Source organism: Aeromonas mytilicola subsp. aquatica (assembly GCF_044336385.1).
Classification (GTDB): Bacteria; Pseudomonadota; Gammaproteobacteria; order Enterobacterales; family Aeromonadaceae; genus Aeromonas; species Aeromonas rivipollensis.
In genome coordinates, this window is record NZ_CP172298.1 from 609563 (window position 1) to 627647 (window position 18085).

19 protein-coding genes are annotated in these 18085 nt (G+C 61.5%); 14 read left to right on the forward strand and 5 right to left on the reverse strand.

Going from position 1 to position 18085, the window contains the following annotated elements; translation table 11 throughout:
* Positions 1-54 precede the first annotated feature (54 nt).
* From exeL to chbG, 10 genes are all read left to right on the forward strand, one after another.
* Entirely contained in the window at positions 55-1239 is a 1185-nt protein-coding gene (gene exeL, locus ACFWHB_RS03055) for a GspL family type II secretion system protein ExeL (RefSeq protein WP_395949432.1), read from the forward strand.
* Entirely contained in the window at positions 1236-1727 is a 492-nt protein-coding gene (gene exeM / locus ACFWHB_RS03060; RefSeq protein ID WP_106885752.1) for a GspM family type II secretion system protein ExeM, read from the forward strand. Before exeL ends, exeM begins: the two co-directional genes overlap by 4 nt.
* A gap of 97 nt (positions 1728-1824) precedes the next feature.
* Entirely contained in the window at positions 1825-2583 is a 759-nt protein-coding gene (gene exeN / locus ACFWHB_RS03065; RefSeq protein ID WP_395949433.1) for a GspN family type II secretion system protein ExeN, read from the forward strand.
* 598 nt (positions 2584-3181) lie between these two features.
* Entirely contained in the window at positions 3182-3502 is a 321-nt protein-coding gene (locus tag ACFWHB_RS03070; protein ID WP_106887853.1) for a PTS sugar transporter subunit IIB, read from the forward strand.
* A 19-nt stretch (positions 3503-3521) separates the two neighbouring features.
* Positions 3522-4874, forward strand: a complete 1353-nt coding sequence (gene chbC, locus ACFWHB_RS03075; RefSeq protein ID WP_205599302.1) for a PTS N,N'-diacetylchitobiose transporter subunit IIC — start codon at positions 3522-3524, stop codon at positions 4872-4874.
* A 54-nt stretch (positions 4875-4928) separates the two neighbouring features.
* Entirely contained in the window at positions 4929-6311 is a 1383-nt protein-coding gene (locus tag ACFWHB_RS03080) for a glycoside hydrolase family 1 protein (RefSeq protein WP_395949434.1), read from the forward strand.
* Between the two features lie 56 nt (positions 6312-6367).
* Positions 6368-6721, forward strand: coding sequence for a PTS N,N'-diacetylchitobiose transporter subunit IIA (gene chbA, locus ACFWHB_RS03085; RefSeq protein WP_106885756.1), 354 nt, complete (start codon positions 6368-6370; stop codon positions 6719-6721).
* A gap of 32 nt (positions 6722-6753) precedes the next feature.
* Positions 6754-7581 (forward strand): transcriptional regulator ChbR, encoded by an 828-nt coding sequence (gene chbR / locus ACFWHB_RS03090; RefSeq protein WP_042041464.1) that lies wholly within the window; start codon positions 6754-6756, stop codon positions 7579-7581.
* 153 nt (positions 7582-7734) lie between these two features.
* Positions 7735-9081, forward strand: coding sequence for a 6-phospho-beta-glucosidase (locus ACFWHB_RS03095; protein ID WP_395949435.1), 1347 nt, complete (start codon positions 7735-7737; stop codon positions 9079-9081).
* 48 nt (positions 9082-9129) lie between these two features.
* Positions 9130-9900, forward strand: a complete 771-nt coding sequence (gene chbG / locus ACFWHB_RS03100) for a chitin disaccharide deacetylase (protein ID WP_395949436.1) — start codon at positions 9130-9132, stop codon at positions 9898-9900.
* Positions 9901-9953: 53 nt separating this feature from the next.
* On the opposite strand, the gene ACFWHB_RS03105 is transcribed toward chbG, so the two are convergent.
* Positions 9954-10823, reverse strand: a complete 870-nt coding sequence (locus ACFWHB_RS03105) for a helix-turn-helix transcriptional regulator (RefSeq protein WP_395949437.1) — start codon at positions 10821-10823, stop codon at positions 9954-9956.
* 145 nt (positions 10824-10968) lie between these two features.
* Here ACFWHB_RS03105 and tyrS point away from each other — a divergent pair, with 145 nt between their 5' ends.
* Entirely contained in the window at positions 10969-12237 is a 1269-nt protein-coding gene (tyrS, locus tag ACFWHB_RS03110) for a tyrosine--tRNA ligase (protein WP_395949438.1), read from the forward strand.
* Positions 12238-12512: 275 nt separating this feature from the next.
* Here the strand turns inward: tyrS and yrfG are convergent, their stop codons facing one another.
* Positions 12513-13181 (reverse strand): GMP/IMP nucleotidase, encoded by a 669-nt coding sequence (gene yrfG / locus ACFWHB_RS03115; RefSeq protein ID WP_395949439.1) that lies wholly within the window; start codon positions 13179-13181, stop codon positions 12513-12515.
* Positions 13182-13327: 146 nt separating this feature from the next.
* Here yrfG and nudE point away from each other — a divergent pair, with 146 nt between their 5' ends.
* From nudE to ACFWHB_RS03130, 3 genes are all read left to right on the forward strand, one after another.
* Positions 13328-13936: an ADP compounds hydrolase NudE gene (gene nudE, locus ACFWHB_RS03120; protein WP_162520147.1), complete on the forward strand. Its 609-nt coding sequence runs from the start codon at positions 13328-13330 to the stop codon at positions 13934-13936.
* Positions 13937-13977: 41 nt separating this feature from the next.
* Entirely contained in the window at positions 13978-14790 is an 813-nt protein-coding gene (gene cysQ, locus ACFWHB_RS03125) for a 3'(2'),5'-bisphosphate nucleotidase CysQ (RefSeq protein ID WP_106885762.1), read from the forward strand.
* A gap of 412 nt (positions 14791-15202) precedes the next feature.
* A complete protein-coding gene (locus tag ACFWHB_RS03130) occupies positions 15203-16471 on the forward strand; it encodes an aromatic amino acid transport family protein (protein ID WP_395949440.1) in 1269 nt (422 codons plus the stop codon).
* 72 nt (positions 16472-16543) lie between these two features.
* Here ACFWHB_RS03130 and ACFWHB_RS03135 read toward each other — a convergent pair whose 3' ends face one another.
* The 3 genes from ACFWHB_RS03135 to metJ form a co-directional block, all read right to left on the reverse strand.
* On the reverse strand, positions 16544-16882 hold the full coding sequence (locus ACFWHB_RS03135; protein ID WP_106885764.1) for a tRNA-binding protein: 339 nt from the start codon (positions 16880-16882) through the stop codon (positions 16544-16546).
* An 84-nt stretch (positions 16883-16966) separates the two neighbouring features.
* A complete protein-coding gene (locus ACFWHB_RS03140; protein ID WP_392415178.1) occupies positions 16967-17713 on the reverse strand; it encodes an AraC family transcriptional regulator in 747 nt (248 codons plus the stop codon).
* A gap of 35 nt (positions 17714-17748) precedes the next feature.
* Positions 17749-18072: a met regulon transcriptional regulator MetJ gene (gene metJ, locus ACFWHB_RS03145; RefSeq protein ID WP_005327165.1), complete on the reverse strand. Its 324-nt coding sequence runs from the start codon at positions 18070-18072 to the stop codon at positions 17749-17751.
* Positions 18073-18085 lie beyond the last annotated feature (13 nt).

Genomic DNA, 18085 nt, shown 5'->3' on the forward strand with positions numbered 1-18085 from the left:
CTGCGGCCCCGCCCATCGACGAGGATGCTGGCGGGCATGGCAGGAGAATTATTTGTGAGCGAGAGTCTGGTCATCCGTCTGGGGACCAATGCGCAGCAGCCGGTGCACTGGCTGGTGTGGTCGACGCAGGAGCAGGAGATCATCGCCTCCGGCACCCTGGCCTCGGCCCATGCCCTGGGTGAGCTGCAGGAGCGTGCCGGTGGTCGCCCCGTGGTGACCCTGGTGCCCGGCAGCGATCTCATCTTCCGGCGGGTCAGCCTGCCGGGCAAGTACAGCCGTCAGGCCGCGGCGGCGTTGCCCTATCTGCTCGAGGAGCAGATCGCCTCCGACGTGGATGAGCTGCATCTGGTGGTGCTGGGTCATCAGGGGCAGGACGTGGATCTGATGGCGGTGGACAAGGCGAAGATGCAGGAGTGGCTGGCGTGGCTGCAGCAGGCGGGGCTCAAGACCCTGCAACTGCTGCCGGACGTGCTGGCCCTGCCGCCCGCCGCCGAGGGGTGGTCTGCATTGCAACTCGGCGCCGAGTGGCTGATCCGCCAGGACCCCGTCCAGGGGATAGTCGCCGACGAGCCGCTGCTGGCCATGCTGCTGGCGGCCCAGCCCGAACCCGTCACCATCCATAGCCATACCCCGGCTCCCGCCATCGCGGCCGCCAACTGGCAGGCGGCGGATCCCGAACTGCCCATGCTGCTGCTGGCGAAAGGGGCGATCGCTTGCCAGGCGAACCTGCTGCAGGGGCCCTATCGACCCCAGACCGAATACGGCCGTTACTGGCTGCAGTGGCGCAAGGTGGCGGTGCTGGCGGGGATACTGCTGCTGGTCGCCCTGGCCCAGCGCGGGGTGCAGCTCTATCAACTGGCGGAGCAGGACAAGGCCCTCAAGGCCGAAATCCGGCAGGTCTATACCCGGATCTTCCCGGGGGAAACCCGGATCGTCAACGTTCGCAGCCAGATGAACCAGCACCTCAAGTCCCTGGGGCAGGCCCCGCAGGGTGGGGTCCTGCTGCTGCTGACCGAGCTGGCGCCGGTGTTTGCCGAGGTGCCCGGTCTCAAGCCCGAAGTGATGCGTTTCGACGCGGCCAGGGGCGAGCTCAGGTTGCAGGTCACGGCCCCGGGTTTTACCGAGATCGAGCGTTTTCGCGAGCTGGCGGGCAAGCGCTTCGAGGTGCAGCAGGGTGAGGTGCGAAGCCATGAGGGCAAGGTGGAAGGGGCGCTGGTGCTGAAGGGGAAATCATCATGATGGACAAACTGCAAGGCTGGTGGCGTGGCATCAGCCCCCGCGAACAGCGGCTGGTGGCGGTGGGGGGTTGCGCCCTGCTGATCGGGCTCTGCTACTGGGTCATCTGGCAGCCCGTCGCCAATCGCATCGACGAGCGGCAGCGGCAGGTGGCCAACCAGCAGCAGACGCTCGCCTGGTTGAAAGAGAAGGGGCAGGAGGTGCTGGCGATGCAGGGGGGCCAAGGCCGCCAGATCGACACCAGCGGCACCCTGGACGGGGTGGTGAACCGCACTGCCTTCAACCAGAAGATCAAGATAGCCCGGCTGCAACCCCAGGGGCAGGAGCTGCAGGTGTGGATAGACACAGTCCCGTTCGAGGATCTGCTGCTTTGGCTCGCGACCCTCTCCGATCAGTACGGAGTCCAGGTGCAGATCATCGAGGTGGCCCGGGAGGGGCTGGCGCCCGGCCTGGTCAAGGTCAGGCGTTTGCAGCTGAGCCGTCCCCAATGACACCAAACGTACCGAGCGCCGTCCGGTTTTTGGCATGGCGTTCCGTGTTGGCTCCAGGCTTGGCCCGGGCCGGATCCTTGCAGTCGAGTCCTGTTCTATGAAACAAAAAGTCCTGATCGCCGCCCTGTTTCTGGTGGCCTATCTCGGTTTCCTGCTGGTGAAGTTGCCAGCCACCCTGGTGGTGCGCCATCTGCCGCTGCCCCCCAACCTGGTGCAGCTGGAAGGAGTGAGCGGTACCCTCTGGAGCGGCCAGATTGCCCGGCTGCAATATGCCAGCGAGTCCCTGACCCAGCTGCGCTGGGAGCTCGACGGCTGGTCGCTGCTGCGTCTGGCTCCCGAGGTGTCGGTGCGTTTCGGCGATCGCGCCGGCCTCAACGGTCAGGGGGTGATCGGCTGGAATGGCGCCGCCTTCGGTCGTGACATCACCCTCAACGCCCCCGCTCCCTGGCTGCTGGCGCGGGTTCCCACGCGCCTGCCCTTCCCCCTGACGGCGGCGGGTCAGCTGCAACTCAAGGTCGATCAGTTCGCCCAGGGCAAGCCCTGGTGTGAGGAGCTCTACGGCAACCTCAACTGGTACGGCGCCGAGGCCGACACCCCGGCGGGCAAGCTGCTGCTGGGGGATCCCGAGCTCAAGCTGACCTGTCTCGATTCCCGTCTGGTGGCCGAGCTCAAGCAGGGCTCCGAGGCGGTGCAGGTGCAGGGCAAGCTGGAGTTGCAGGCCAATCGCCAGTACCTGTTCCAGGGCACCCTAAAGCCTGGGCCCGAGCTGCCGGATCAGATGAAGCAGGGGCTGCCCTTCCTCGGTCAACCCGACGGCCAGGGCCGCTTCCCGCTGCGCTATCAGGGCCGGATCTAATCCGGCCTTCGCCGACACCGGTTTATCCCGGGGTCGGCTCTATCTTCCCCGCTCATTCGTCGCACCGCGTCGATGACCGCCACATCGTAGTGGCATCTAGAATCGCCTCCCTCTTTTCCCGAACAGTCAAATGCGCTGCCGCAGCGGGATCCAATTAATCTCCATCCACCACACATGGTCAATTAAACCCTATCGAGGTAGGCAGCGGAATCCTGTTCCCATGGAAGGTGAATATCAATAATGTTTCATTACTACTTTATAGTGTGAGCTGGAGCTGATTATTGATATTTTTAATATGGAACGAGGGGTTATATCGACCAATTTGTTTAACTCATTGAAATTAATATTAAAAAAATAAAAGAATCTTGTTTCTCATAACATGTCACGACATTTTTTCGGCTCATCTCATTAAAAAATGTGAGCATTGGCGAAATGAATGGTCAATTTAAGACGATCTTATTACTTGCCGAAATACCGAGTTAACCTCAGGGTCGCTAGAATGATGTCAATCAGAGATGTTTTATTTGTCTTGAGAGCACGACAAGCAGTCATCTCGGCCGATCTATTCATCTTGTTTCAAGTGTTGAGGGAAATGGTTATGGGAAAGAAGCGTATTTACCTGTTTTGCTCTGCCGGGATGTCGACGTCACTGCTGGTCTCGAAGATGAAGGCACAGGCAGAAAAATATGATGTGCCCGTGGAGATCGATGCCTATCCGGAAACGCTGGCGGGAGAGAAAGGTCAGGATGCCGACCTGATCCTGTTGGGTCCTCAAATTGCCTACATGTTGCCGGAAATCCAGACACTGTTACCGGGCAAGCCGGTCGAAGTCATCGACTCCCTGCTCTATGGCAAGGTCGATGGGTTAGGTGTCCTCAAGGCCGCCGTCGCATCCATCAAGAAGAGCCTCGCTCAGTAAGGAGAACACCGTGAGCACCATGATCGCATCGCTGGAAAAGGCCATATTGCCCATTGCCGTCAAGCTGGGTAAGCAGCCTCATGTCAACGCCATCAAGAATGGCTTCATCAAACTGATGCCCCTGACCCTGGCCGGGGCCATGTTCGTCCTGATCAACAACGTCTTCCTGAGTTTTGGGGAGGGATCCTTCTTCTACTCCATGGGGGTGCGACTCGATCCCGCCACCATAGCCACCCTGGACGGCTTCAAGAGCATTGGCGGCAGCGTCTATAACGGTACCCTGGGGATCATGTCCCTGATGGCGCCCTTCTTCATCGGCCATGCCATGGCAGAAGAGCGCAAGGTTGATCCCCTCTCGGCCGGTCTGCTCTCGGTCGCCGCCTTCATGACGGTCACCCCCTTCAGCGTCGGCGAGGCCTATGCGGTCGGTGCCAACTGGCTGGGTGGCGCCAACATCATCTCCGGCATGATCATTGGTCTCGTCTCGGCCGAGATGTTTGCTTTCGTCATTCGCCGCAACTGGGTGATCCGCCTGCCTGACAGCGTACCGACCTCGGTAGCGCGCTCCTTCTCGGCGCTGATCCCCGGCTTCATCATCCTCTCCATCATGGGGATAGTCGCCTACTTGCTCCAGACAGAGGGCACCAACTTCCACCAGATCATCATGGACACCATCTCCACCCCCCTGTCCAACATGGGTGGCCTGGTCGGCTGGGTCTATGTGCTCTTCTCCCCGCTGCTCTGGTTCTTCGGGGTCCATGGTTCTTTGGCGCTGTCGGCACTGGAGAACGGCATTCTAGTGCCCTTCACCCTGGAAAACGTCGCCCTCTATACCCAATACGGCTCCGTTGAAGCCGCCATCGCCGCCGGCAAGACCTTCCACGTCTGGACCAAGCCGATGCTCGACTCCTACATCTTCCTAGGTGGTACAGGTGCAACGTTAGGCCTCATCCTTGCCGTGTTTATGGTGTCGCGTCGCGATGACTACCGTCAGGTGGCCAAACTGGGCATGCCCGCCGGCATCTTCCAGATCAACGAGCCCATCCTGTTTGGCCTGCCGGTCATCATGAACCCTGTGTTGCTTATCCCCTTCGTGATGGTGCAGCCGGTACTGGCGACCATCACCCTGTTCGCCTACAACACCGGCTTTATCCCGCCCATCACCAACATGGCACCCTGGACCATGCCAGCCGGATTGGGGGCCTTCTTCAACACCAACGGCAGCATAGCCGCAGCCCTGCTGGCGATATTCAACTTAGGGATAGCCACCCTGATGTATGTCCCCTTCGTGCTGATTGCCAACAAGGCCCAGGCCGTTATCGAGGAAGAACAGGAGAGCGAAGAGGATATCGCGCTGGCCCTGAAATTCTGATGACACTCCCGGGAGGAGCCTGGCTCCTCCCTCTTCAAGCCGAAGGAGAAGAAGATGATGTATCGCTTTGCGGACGATTTTTGGTGGGGCAGCGCCAGCTCGGCGCCCCAGACGGAGGGAGCCTCCAGCCGAGATGGCAAGTCCGACAACATCTTTGACTACTGGCACGCCATTGAGCCGACGCGCTTCCATCAGGGCATAGGCCCGGCGCAAGCCTCGACTTTCTATGATCGTTTCGAGAGCGACATCGCACTGCTCAAGCAGCTCAATCACAACAGTTTTCGTACCTCCATCTCCTGGTCCCGACTGATCCCGGACGGGACGGGCGAGGTCAATCAGCAGGCCGTCGCTTTCTACCATGCAGTCTTTGACCGCCTGCTGGCCGAGGGGATCACCCCCTTCATCAATCTCTACCACTTCGACATGCCCCTGTGCATGCAGGAGCAGGGTGGCTGGGAGAGCCGGGATGTGGTGGCCGCCTATGTGCGCTACGCCAGCATCTGTTTCGAGCTGTTTGGTTCGCGCATCCAGCACTGGTTTACCTTCAACGAGCCCATAGTGCCAGTCGAGTGCGGATATCTCGGCCACTTCCACTATCCCTGTGTGGTGGATTTTCGCCGCGCCGTCACTGTCGCCTATCACACCGCCCTGGCCCATGCCGGTGCGGTCAAGGCCTTTCGCGATGCTCATGCCAGTGGCGAGATTGGCATCATCCTCAACCTGAGCCCCACCTACCCCAGATCCGATTCGGCGGCAGACAGCCAGGCGGCGCGCTGGGCCGACTTGCTGCTCAACAAGAGTTTCCTCGATCCGGCCCTGAAGGGGAGCTATGACCCCGAACTGGTCGCTCTGCTGCGCCAGCATGATTTACTGCCAGAGGTGGAAGCCGGTGACAAGGCGCTACTCAGTGCCGGGCGAGTGGATTGGCTGGGCATCAACTACTACCAGCCAAGGCGAGTCAAGGCCAAGGAGCAGCCCTGCGCAGGGGCGCCGCACACCCCCGAAGATCTCTTCGATTTCTACCAGATGCCGGGTCGCAAGATGAACCCGCACCGGGGCTGGGAGATCTATGAGAAAGGGGTCTACGACATCCTCACCGAGCTGCGCCTTGGCTATGGCAACCCCCGCTGCTACATCTCGGAAAATGGCATGGGGGTCGAGGGGGAAGAGCGCTTCATCGGCCCGGAGGGACGGGTAGAGGATGACTATCGCATCGACTTTATTCGTGGTCACCTCGAGTGGCTGCATCGTGGCCTGCAAGAGGGCAGCGCCTGCTGCGGGTATCACCTCTGGACCTTCATCGATAACTGGTCCTGGCTCAATGCCTACAAGAATCGCTATGGCCTGGTCCGGCTGGATCTTGAAAGCCAGACCCGCACCATCAAGAAGAGTGGCTATTGGTTCGCCGAGGTGGCACGCAATCATGGTTTCAATTAAGTGAGATTCAATTAAACCGCTTTCAATCAACTAGCTGTAATCAAGGGGATAAAGAGATGTTCGATATGGACCACATTGAGGCAGAGACCACGACGTGCGATGACATGGAAGAGGTGGTGATGGGGCTCATCATCAACTCGGGGCAGGCTCGCAGCCTGGCCTACAGCGCCCTTAAGAAGGCCAAGGAGGGCGACATGGCCGCCGCCCGTCAGCTGATGACCCAATCCCGCGAGGCCCTCAACGCCGCCCACCAGGTGCAGACCCAGCTGATTGAGAGCGACCAGGGCGAGGGCAAGATCCCGGTCACGCTGGTGCTGGTGCATGCCCAGGATCACCTGATGACCTCCATGCTGGCGCGGGAGCTCATCAACGAACTCATCGACGTGCACGAAAAACTGCTCGGCAAGTAACAGCGGCATCGGCCAGTCAAAAGGGGCGAATAATGAGCGTCAAGACCATCCGGGAAAACGAGCTGTTTAACAACAGACCCTTCCACATGTTCATCTACAACAAGCAGGTGAGCGGAACCGGTTTGCATCAGCACGACTATTACGAGTTCACCCTGGTGTTGACCGGTCGTTACTACCAGGAGGTCAACGGCAAGCGGGTACTGCTCGAGCGCGGCGATCTGGTGTTCATTCCGCTGGGCTCATCCCATCAGAGCTTCTACGAGTTCGGCACCACCCGGATTTTCAACGTCGGGATCAGCCGCAGCTACTTTGACGAGCACTTCAAGTACCTGCTGCCGGAACACTTCGTGGCGTCCCAGGCCTATCCGCTCAAGCATGAATTTCTGAGTTATATCGAGTCGGTGCTGGTCTCCCCTGGCTTTCGGGAAGAGGCGCTGACCGAATTTCTCGAAGTGGTGACCTATTCGGTGATGAACCGGCTGCGTCACCATAAGGACGCTTCGGCCAGCGAGGATCTTCCGCTCTGGCTCCATGAGGCGGTTGAGCGCATGCACGATCGCCCGTTGTTTGCCGAAGATGCCCTGGCCAATCTGATCCATCTCTCCGGCAAGAGTCAGGAGTACCTGACCCGTGCCACCCGGCGTTACTACAACAAGACGCCGATGCAGATCATCAACGAGATCCGGGTCAACTACGCCAAGATGCAGCTGGAAGTCACCAACGACTCTGTGGCCGACATTGCCTTCGAGACCGGCTACAACGATGTCAGCCTCTTTATCAAAAACTTCAAGAAGCTGACCTCCTTTACCCCGGGCAGTTACCGAAAATATCTCTATCCGAAATTTGAAACCCCGGCCTGATGAAGGCTAAAGATATTTTCATTTAAAACAGAAGGTTGCCAATAAACTGACGCCATTTAACGGCCCCTGCCACAGGTGGCTGCGGCTAACTGCACCCCAGATGCAGGGCGGCCCCTTATTCAACCCAATTTGAGAATGATGAAAGAGGTGTTTATGAACAAGACGCTTAAAGTGGTCACCATAGGTGGCGGAAGCAGCTACACCCCGGAGCTGGTCGATGGCTTCATCAAACGCTACGCCGAATTGCCCATCGACGAGCTGTGGCTGGTCGATGTCCCCGAAGGTCAGGGGAAACTGGACATCATTTTCGACCTCTGTCAGCGCATGATCCAGAAAGCCGGCATCCCCATGACGCTGCACAAGACCCTGGATCGCCGCGCCGCGCTGCAAGGCGCCAGCTTCGTCACCACCCAGCTGCGGGTCGGCCAGCTGCAGGCCCGGGAAAAAGACGAGCGCATTCCCCTCAGCCACGGCCTGCTGGGTCAGGAGACCAATGGTGCTGGCGGCCTGTTCAAGGGGCTGCGCACCATCCCCGTCATCTTCGACATCATCCGCGATGTGGAGGAGATCTGCCCGGATGCCTGGCTCATCAACTTCACCAATCCGGCCGGCATGGTGACCGAGGCCGTGCATCGCCACACCCATTTCCGCCGCTTCATCGGGGTGTGCAACATTCCGGTCGGCATGCAGATGTTTGTGCGCGATGCCCTCAAGGTCAGCGCAGAGGACTCCCTCTCCATCGACATCTTCGGCCTCAATCACCTGGTGTTCATCGGCGATGTGCTGGTCAATGGGGTATCGCGTTTCGATGAACTGCTCGAGGGGGTGATAGACGGCAGCCTCACCAGCGCCAGCTCGGTCAAGAACATCTTCGATTTGCCCTTCGATGCGAGCCTGATGCGCGGGCTGCGCCTGTTGCCCTGCTCCTACCTGCGTTACTACTTCAAAGAGAAAGAGATGCTGGGGATCGAGATGGGCGAGTTCTACAAGGGTGGCGCCCGGGCTCAGGTGGTGCAACAAGTCGAGAAAACGCTGTTTGAACTCTACCAGAACCCTGAACTCAACGAGAAGCCCAAGGAGCTGGAGCTGCGCGGCGGCGCCTACTACTCGGATGCGGCCTGCGAGGTGATCAGCGCCATCCATAACGACAAGCGCAGCGAACAGTATGTGATAATCCCCCACCATGGCCATGTCACCAACATTCCGGCCGACTGGACCGTCGAGATGACCTGCCTGGTGGGCCGTGATGGCGCCATTCCTCACCCGCGCCTCACCCGCTTCGACGACAAGGTCAACGGGCTCATTCACCTCATCAAGAGCTTCGAGATTGCCGCCTCCCAGGCTGCCTTGAGCGGCTCCTTCGATGACTTGCTGCTGGCCATGAACCTCAATCCGTTGATCCACTCGGACAACGAAGCAAAAATCGTTGCCCAGGAGCTGCTGCTGGCACACCGCGAACACCTGCCCAAGTTTGCCGCCGTCATTGCGGATCTCGCCTGAGAACACTGGGCCCCGTTGATCATCGGCGGGGCAATACAGGAGATAGAGATGCATAAAAGATTGATTATCAACGCCGACGACTTTGGTCTCTGCCCTGCCCAGAGCTACGGCATAGTGGAAGCCTTCGAGCATGGGGTGGTCAGCTCGACCACCGCCATGGTCAACTCCCCGGCCATAGAACACGCGGCCTGGCTGGCCAAACGCTTCCCTGACTTGCCCATCGGGCTGCACTTCGTGCTCAGTTGGGGCAAGCCGCTCTCTCCTCTCTCCTGCCTGGTCAATGCCCAGGGCGAGCTGGACAAGAGCATCTGGCAAAAAAACGAGCAGGGTCTGCTGGTCGCAAGGGAAATCATGGAAGAGCTAAGGCAGCAGTTCGACCGTTTCGTCACCCTGTTTGGCCGCTCGCCCAGCCACATCGACAGCCATCACCATGTGCATATGCTGCCGAGCCTCTATCCCCTGGTGGAAGCCTTCGCCCGCCAGCAGGGCATTGCGATGCGCATCGATCGGGAGGAAGTGCGCCGTCACGGCCTGACCGTCAACCATGAACTCAGTTGCCAGCGTTTTGACAGCCGCTTCTATGGTGAATCACTCACCCGGGAGCTGTTGCTGCAACTGCTGGATGATGCCAATGAACAGGGGGTCCGCTCCCTGGAGATCATGTGCCACCCCGCTTTTATCGATCTCGAGGTGCAGCGCAGCGCTTATCACCAACCCAGGCTCACCGAGCTTGCCATCCTCACCGATCCGGCCTTGCCTGAGTTGATCGCGGCGAGAGGCTATTGCCTCACCAGTTACCAGGGGTGGCAGTCATCTTGAATCACCAAGGTGTCAGGGCTGTACTGTGATGGGGTCAGGCCGATGGTGGGGCGCTAGCTCGTCGATCTGGTGATGAGGTGGTTGAGAAAGAGGCTGAACAGCTCGGCCCGGGAGCCGAGGCGCAGCTTGCCGTAGAGGTGCTTGCGGTGATTCTTCACTGTGCCGCTGCCGATGCCGAGTTCGGCCGCAATGGCCTCGGTATCCAGCCCCTGCAGCAGCAGGCTCGCCACCTGCCGCTCCCTGCGGGTGAGCCTGTCACCACCCACGCTGGTCATCGCCTGCTCCACGGCAGCCTTGAGGCTGGCACCGTCCAGGCTTGCCGGTGCGCCCTGCACCCTATCCTTTGCCGTTCTCTTCGCCGTACTATCCGTGGCCCTCATCGCCGCGCTCTGGGCCAGCAGCGGTACCGCCTCCCGCCACTGCTGGCGGCACAGGGAATGCACCAGGGGGAACAAGGCTTCCAGCTTGGCGCGCTCCTCCTGGCGAAGGCTCTGGCGCTTGTCGAGGCGGCCCAGAAACAGCATCAGGGTGAGACCGCCGCGCACCGGCAGGATCAGTCCCACCTCCTCCTGCCAGCCGGTGGCCTGATAGAAGTGGTGGCGGTATTCGGGATCGAGTCGCCCCTTAGACACCTGCGCCAGGGTCCAGACTCCGGCGGGGAGACCGTCCTTGAGCGCCTGCATAAAGGGATCCTGGCTGAAGTGGCTGGTGAGGTAGCTGTCAAACAGCAGGGCTCGCTGATGGTTGAGGTTGTCGTAGAGGTAGACGGGCCGCTGCCCCACCCCGAGCAGCAGGGCGCAGTCGAACGCTACCTGTTGCTGGATGAGGCGCACCAGGGCCGCCGCAAAGGCCGGGCTGTGCAGGGCATCGACGACGTCGGTCAGGCTCTGGGTCAGCGAGTCTGTGGCGAGGGGCTGGCTCATGGCGACGGGCTCCGGGTGGCGGGGACAGGCTCCCCGATATGGGCGGGATGCTAGCATGAGAGTGGTAAAACTGTCCCCTGGGGGACATATCTGCCACGGGCCAGAACGGCGAGTATGGCGACTTTCCCCTGCTGTTGGAGACCCCATGATCGACCCCCATTTGCTCACCGACCTGACCGAGCGCGGCCTGGTGGCCCAGATGTCCGACCCGGCGGCCCTGGCCTCCCACCTCGCCACGGCGCGCACCCTCTACTGCGGCTTCGATCCCACCGCCGGCAGCCTGCACATAGGCCACCTGGTGCCGCTCCTGATGTTGCGCCGCTTCCAGCTGGCGGGCCACACCCCTGTGGCCCTGGTGGGCGGGGCCACCGGCCTCATCGGCGATCCCAGCTTCAAGGCGACCGAGCGCAGCCTCAACAGCGCCGAAACCGTGCAGGGCTGGGTGGCCAGCCTGTCGGCCCAGATCCGGGCGCTGTTGCCCGCGAGCGAGGGGCTGGCGGCCCCTGTGCTGGTCAACAACGCCGACTGGATGGGGCAGATGTCCGCCCTCGATTTTCTGCGTGACATCGGCAAGCACTTCTCGGTCAACGCCATGCTGGCGCGGGAGTCGGTGCGCCAGCGGCTGGCCCGCCCGGATCAGGGGATCTCCTTTACCGAGTTCGCCTACGCCCTGCTGCAATCCCAGGATTTCGCCGTGCTCAACCAGCGCCTCGGCTGCACCCTGCAGATCGGCGGCAACGATCAGTGGGGCAATATCACCAGCGGCATGGATCTCACCCGCCGGCTGCATCAGGCCCAGGTTCACGGCATGACACTGCCCCTCATCACCAAGGCGGACGGCACCAAGTTCGGCAAGACCGAGGGGGGCGCCATCTGGCTGGATCCGGCGCTCACCTCGCCCTACGGCTTCCATCAGTTCTGGCTCGGTACCGCAGACGAGGATGTCTACCGCTTCCTGCGCTACTACAGCTTTATGTCGCTGGCCGAGATTGCGGCGCTGGAGGCGGAAGACGCCGGTCGGCAGGGACGCAAGCATGCCCAGCAGGTGCTGGCGGACGAGCTGACCGAACTGGTGCACGGCAAGGGGGCGCTGGCGGCGGCGCGGCGCATCGGCGAGCTGCTGTTTTGCGGCGACGTGGCCCGGCTCGGGGAGGGGGATCTCGCCCAGTTGGCCCAGGATGGCATGCCGAGCTGCCGTATCGAGGAGCAAAGGGATCTGGTGACCCTGCTGGTGGAGAGCGGCCTGGCGAGCTCGAAGCGGGTGGCCCGCGAGCTGCTGGCGGCGGGCGCCATCAGCCTCAACGGCGAGACAAGACAGGATGAGCAGCTGAGTGCAGAGGATCTGTTGTTTGAGCGCTACCTGCTGCTGCGCCGGGGCAAGAAGCAGTACCGGCTGGTGGAGTGGGTGGACTAGTACACCCGATCTCAAGGAGCAAGGGCTGCCCAGGCAGCCCTTTTCATTGTGCGTCTCGGCCCCTCAGCTGCCCGGCATGCAGGGGGGGGAGGCCCTGCCTAAGGATCAAAGGGTCAGCGGCAGCAGTTCGGCATAGTCGCGGAATACATCGGGGAGGGCGGTGAATCCTGTCCCCGTATCTGTATCAAATAGCCAGCGGCAATAACTCGGCGTAGTCGCGGAACATGCTGGGGAAGGCGGCCAGTGATTTCCCCATAGATGCGCCAAATGCCTAGTCAAAGGGTCAGCGGCAGCAGTTCGGCGTAGTCACGGATCGCCGGGAAGGCGGTAATCTGCTGTTCCGGCTGGCGACTGTCCGGGTTCTGGATGGCGAGCTGATAACCGATGCCGTAGTCGGCGGCGGCGCGCAGGATACGCTCGCTGTCATCGACAAACAGGGTGCGGGCCGGATCGAACGCCAGTCGCTCGGCCAGCGCCTGCCAGCAGTGCTGGCTCTCCTTCGACCAGCCGAGCTCATGGGTGCTCACCATAAGATCCAGATGCTCGGCGAGGCCGAGCCGCGCATCCTTCACCGACAGGCTGGCGGGGTGGGCATTGGTGAAGAGCACCAACTGCTTGCCCGCCGCGCGCAGGGCGGCCAGGAAGGGGATGACATGGGGCCGCCACTGGATCTTGTCCAGGATCTCCTGCTTGAGGGCGCGGATGTCGAGCCCGAGGGTCTGGCTCCAGTAATCGACGCAGTACCAGTCGAGGGTGCCGCTGACGGTCTGATAATGGGCCTCGATCTGCGCCTTGGCGTCGGCCAACGGCAGGCCAAGGCGTGCGGCGTAGCGTTCGGGCACCAGCTGCTGCCAGAGGTGGCTGTCAAAATGAAGGTCGATCAGGGTGCCATCCATGTCGAGCAAAACTGTGTCTATCTGGTGCCAGGGCAGTGGGGTGGGCATGGGGCCTCTTTGTGTCGGACTGAGTGGGGAAAACGGGGCGCATTATAACGGATTTTTCAGGCACCTTTCCGGCCCTTGCCCCGTGGTGTTCCCTCGGGGAGTCGTTTACTCTTGAAGCACTCTTTTTTAACGAGCAGTCAGCCCCGATGAGTGACCCCCACAAGTGCAAACCCGAACACGTCCGCGTCGAGGCCATGGCCCACGACAAGCGCAAGCCGGAGATCATCAAGGCCGAGCTGGTGGCCGAGAGTCGGCTGTTCAAGGTGGAATCCCTGCATCTGAAATTCAGCAATGGGGAGGAGCGGGTCTACGAGCGGATGCGCGGCGGCAACAGAGGCGCCGTCATGGTGGTGCCCCTGTTCGATGCCCACACCCTGCTGCTGGTGCGCGAATACGCGGCGGGCACTCACTCCTACGAGCTGGGCTTTCCCAAGGGGCTGATCGATCCCGGCGAAGATGCCTTCGAGGCGGGCAACCGGGAGCTGATGGAGGAGGCGGGCTTCGGGGCCCGTGACCTTATTCCCCTCAAGCAGGTCTCCCTGGCTCCCGGCTATTTTTCCAGCAGGATGGACATACTGCTGGCGCGGGATCTCTACCCCGAGCAGCGGATCGGCGATGAGCCCGAGCCCCTCGAGGTGATCCCCTGGCCCCTCAATCGCATCGACGAATTGCTGGCGCGACCCGACTTCACCGAGTCGCGCAGCATCAGTGCCCTGCTGCTGGCCAGCAAATGGCTGGCGGAACAGGAAAGCTAGCCCAAGCCTGGGCAAAGGTAATAAAAACAGAGGATAACAAGATGCAGGAGTTGTTGGCCTGGATACCTGGGGTCAAGGAGATAGCCCGCGAAGCGGGACGTATCCTTCACGAAATCTATCACGGCGGTCAGTTCGAGCGTCAGCTGAAGGAGGATGCGACCCCGGTCACCAGTGCCGATCTTGCTGCCGATGCCTACCTCAAGCAGGCGCTGTCGGCGCTCACCCCCCATGTGCCCGTGCTGACCGAAGAGGCGGCCGATGTGCCCTTCAGCCAGCGTGCCAACTGGCGGCAATACTGGCTGGTGGATCCCCTGGACGGCACCGGCGAGTTCATCGCCGGCAGCGGTGACTTCGCCACCCTGATCGCCCTGGTGCGGGACAATGTCCCCGTGCTTGGTGTCATCTATGCCCCCGAGGCCGACGTGCTCTACTGGGCGGTGCGCGGCCACGGCGCCTTCAAGGAGGTGAACGGCGAGGTGCATCCCATCAGCGCCATGCACCACGAGCACGACCAGCCCGACTCCCTGGTGGTGGCCATCAGCCGTCGCCAGAAGCTGGAGAACCTGACCCGCCGCCTCAACCCGGCCATCAACTACGAGCTGATCCCGCTTGGCTCCAGCTCCCTCAAGTCCTGCCTGGTGGCGGAAGGGGCGGCAGACTGCTATGTGCGCCTCGGCCCCACCGGCGAGTGGGACACCGCCGCCGCCCAGTGCATCGTCGAGGCGGCGGGGGGGCGCATCCTCAGCCTGGCGTTGCAGCCGCTCAGCTACAACGAAACCGAGTCGTTGGAGAACCCTGACTTCATCGTAATGGGGGACCCGGATCTCGCCTGGGGCAAGATCCTGACTCACTGAGCCGGTTGAAATGTAGCCGAATCATCCAATCAGGCGGCCTCGTGGCCGCCTGATTGCTTGGTGTTATCCGCTGGCTTGCAACGGCATATTCAGGGGTATTCGCTACTTTCATGGATTGCTGTAGTGGATCATCACAGCCAAACCCAAAGTGCTGGCATCTATTTTCAGGTAATTCTAAAAACCCCGCATCGGTCGAAATAAAAAATCGACCAATAGTGATATTTTGGTTTTATATTTCGATAAATTGCCTGTTTAAAGGTTTAACTGAACAAGGTGGACTGGAAATTCCGCCCAATCTCACTGGCTGAGCCGAGCTTTGCCAGTGAGATCTGCCAACCTCCATTTTTGAGAATTAAATGCTAAAGGAGCACAATATTCTTAGATTTTAATACTATATATAAGTGGTTTATCAATGAGTTCATCTGCTGAGATCTCCCGGGAGTTATCCGGTTCCCACTCCACCACTGCCAGCACCGGCTGGCGTCGTCACGATACCCACTGGGTCATCAGCCTGTTTGGCACCGCCGTTGGTGCCGGCATCCTCTTCCTGCCCATCAACCTGGGTCTGGGGGGCATCTGGCCCCTGGTTATCGTCGCCGTGCTGGCCGGCCCCATGACCTTCCTGGCTCACCGCGGGCTGGCGCGCTTCGTGCTCTCTTCCTCCCGTCCCCACGCCGACTTCACCGAGGTGGCGGAGGAGCACTTCGGCAAGATGGCCGGTCGCCTCATCTCGGCGCTCTACTTCCTCTCCATCTTCCCTATCCTGCTCATCTACGGCGTCGGGCTGACCAACACGGTGGAGAGCTTCATGATCAACCAGCTCGGCATGGATGCCCCGAACCGGGTGATGCTCTCCGGCCTGCTGGTGTTCGCCATGATTGCGGTGATGATGGCGGGGGAGAAGGCGATGCTGCGGGCCTTTGCCTTCATGGTCTACCCGTTGGCGGCCATTCTGGCGGCGCTCTCCTGCTATTTGATCCCCCAGTGGCAGTGGCCACAAGTGACCGCCTTTGAGGGTGGCAGCTTCCTCAACACCGTCTGGCTGGCGCTGCCGGTCACAGTGTTCGCCTTCAGCCACGCCGCCGCCATCTCCGGCTTTGCCAACGTGCAGCGCCGTGAATATGGCGAGCAGGCAGAAGCCAAGAGCGGCCTGATCTTGCGCAACACCACAGTGATGCTGGTGGGCTTCGTGCTCTTCTTCGTCTTCTCCTGCGTGCTGAGCCTCTCCCCGGCCCAGCTGGCCGAGGCCAAGGCGCAGAACGTCTCCGTGCTCTCCTATCTCGCCAACATCACAGACAACCCTGTGATAGTGACCCTGGGGCCGCTCATCGCCTTCATCGCCATCAGCTCCTCCTTCCTCGGCCACTTCCTCGGGGCCCGGGAGAGCCTGAAAAGCCTGATCGCCAAGCCCACAGGGCTGTCGCTGGCCAAGGCGGACAAGCTCGGCATCGCCCTGATGTTCTTCGCCATCTGGGGGGCTGCTGTCATCAACCCTGGCATCTTGGGTCTGATGGAGACCCTCTCCGGCCCCGTCATCGCCATGATCCTCTTCATCATGCCGGTGGTGGCCATCTACAAGGTGGAGGCGCTGGCCCGCTTCCGCCAGGGCTGGGTGAACGGCTTTATCCTGCTGACCGGCTCGCTGGCTGTCTCGGCCCTGGTCTTCAGCCTGCTGAAGTAACAGCGGCGCTGCGGCCAGAAAAAGAAGAGGCGACCCCGGGGTCGCCTCTTCTCATTTCATGGAGCCAGGGCATCAGCCCAGCTTGGCGCCGTTCTCCACCGCCTGCTCCGGGATGGCCATCACCACGGCGCCATCGGCCCGGTAGAAGCCGGTCAGCAGAAACTCCGACTGTATGGGGCCTATCTGCTTGGCAGGGAAGTTCACCACGGCGACGATTTGGCGCCCCACCAGATCTTCCGGCTGATAGAGATCCGTTATCTGGGCGCTGCTCTTGCGCACCCCGAGCTCGGGGCCGAAATCCGCCCACACCTTGTAGGCAGGCTTGCGCGCCTCGGGGAAGGGCTCGACCCGCACCAGGGTGCCCACCCTCAGCTCCACCATCTCGAACTCTTGCCAGCTTATGGTCTGCATCTTGGCTCCTCCTTTCACACACCTCGCATTGGCCCCAGCATGCCTCGAAACGGCAGCCCCTGTCTTCGGCAAGGGGCCGGACTGTTATGGCTGCCGGCCGTTTTGCTGGCGCCAGCGCGACGGTGTCAGCCCCGTCTCGGCCAGGAAGCGCTCGGCGAAGGCTCCCTGATCCTGATAGCCGCAGCGGCTGGCTACTTCCCCTATGGGCAGGGTGCCGTGGGCCAGCAGGGTGCGTGCCAGCGCCATGCGCCGCCCGCGGATGTAGTGGGAGGCGCTCATGCCGAACTGCTGGCGAAAGGCGTGCTTGAACTGGCTCTGGCCGAGGCAGGCAACAGCGGCGAGCAGTTCGTTGCCAAGGGGCTCGGCGAGGTGGGCCTCGATGTGGCGCTGCACTCTTGTCATGCGGGGAGCCAGGGCGGGGCCCATACCCTGACCCTGGGCCAGGAGGCTCAGCCAGATCTGCTCCATGCCGGCCACATGGCGACCCTGGCGCACCATCTGATGCAGGAAGGCGAGGTAGTGGCGCTGGGGCTCGTCCAGGGGGATGAAGGGGCGCTCGCCCAGCGCCTCGGGCAGCCAGTGGCTCTCCTGCACCAGGAAGGAGAGCGCCGGATCGGCGGCGTAGTCGTGACGTTCACCTGGGGCTATGACGCAGGCAAAGCCAGGGGCGAGGCGGCGCCCCTGGCCCTGCACCTCGATCTCGAGGGGGCCGTCCAGGGGGATCACCAGCTGGGCGAAGTCGTGGCTGTGGCTGCTGATGTCGCTCTGGTAGCGGCGCAGGCTGAACGGACAGGGGGCGGATAGGGATGACGCGGCACCGGGCCGCGTCATCGAAGAGGGGGGATTATGTGCCATGGGCCGCCGTATTACTCGGCGTCGAAATCTTCGATCTCTTTGCCCAGCGCCTCCATGATGGCGCGCGCCTCGGCGGGGACGCTGTCCGGATGATCCTTGCGCAGATCGTCGTCACAGGGCAGCGGTTGACCGGTGAATGCGTGCAGGAAGGCCTCACAGAGCAGCTCGCTGTTGGTCGCATGACGCAGGTTGTTCACCTGGCGACGGGTGCGCTCATCGGTCAACACTTTCAGCACCTTGAGCGGGATCGAGACGGTAATCTTCTTGACCTGTTCGCTCTTCTTGCCGTGCTCCGCATAGGGGCTGACGTAGTCGCCGTTCCACTCTGTACCCATGTTCCACCTGTTC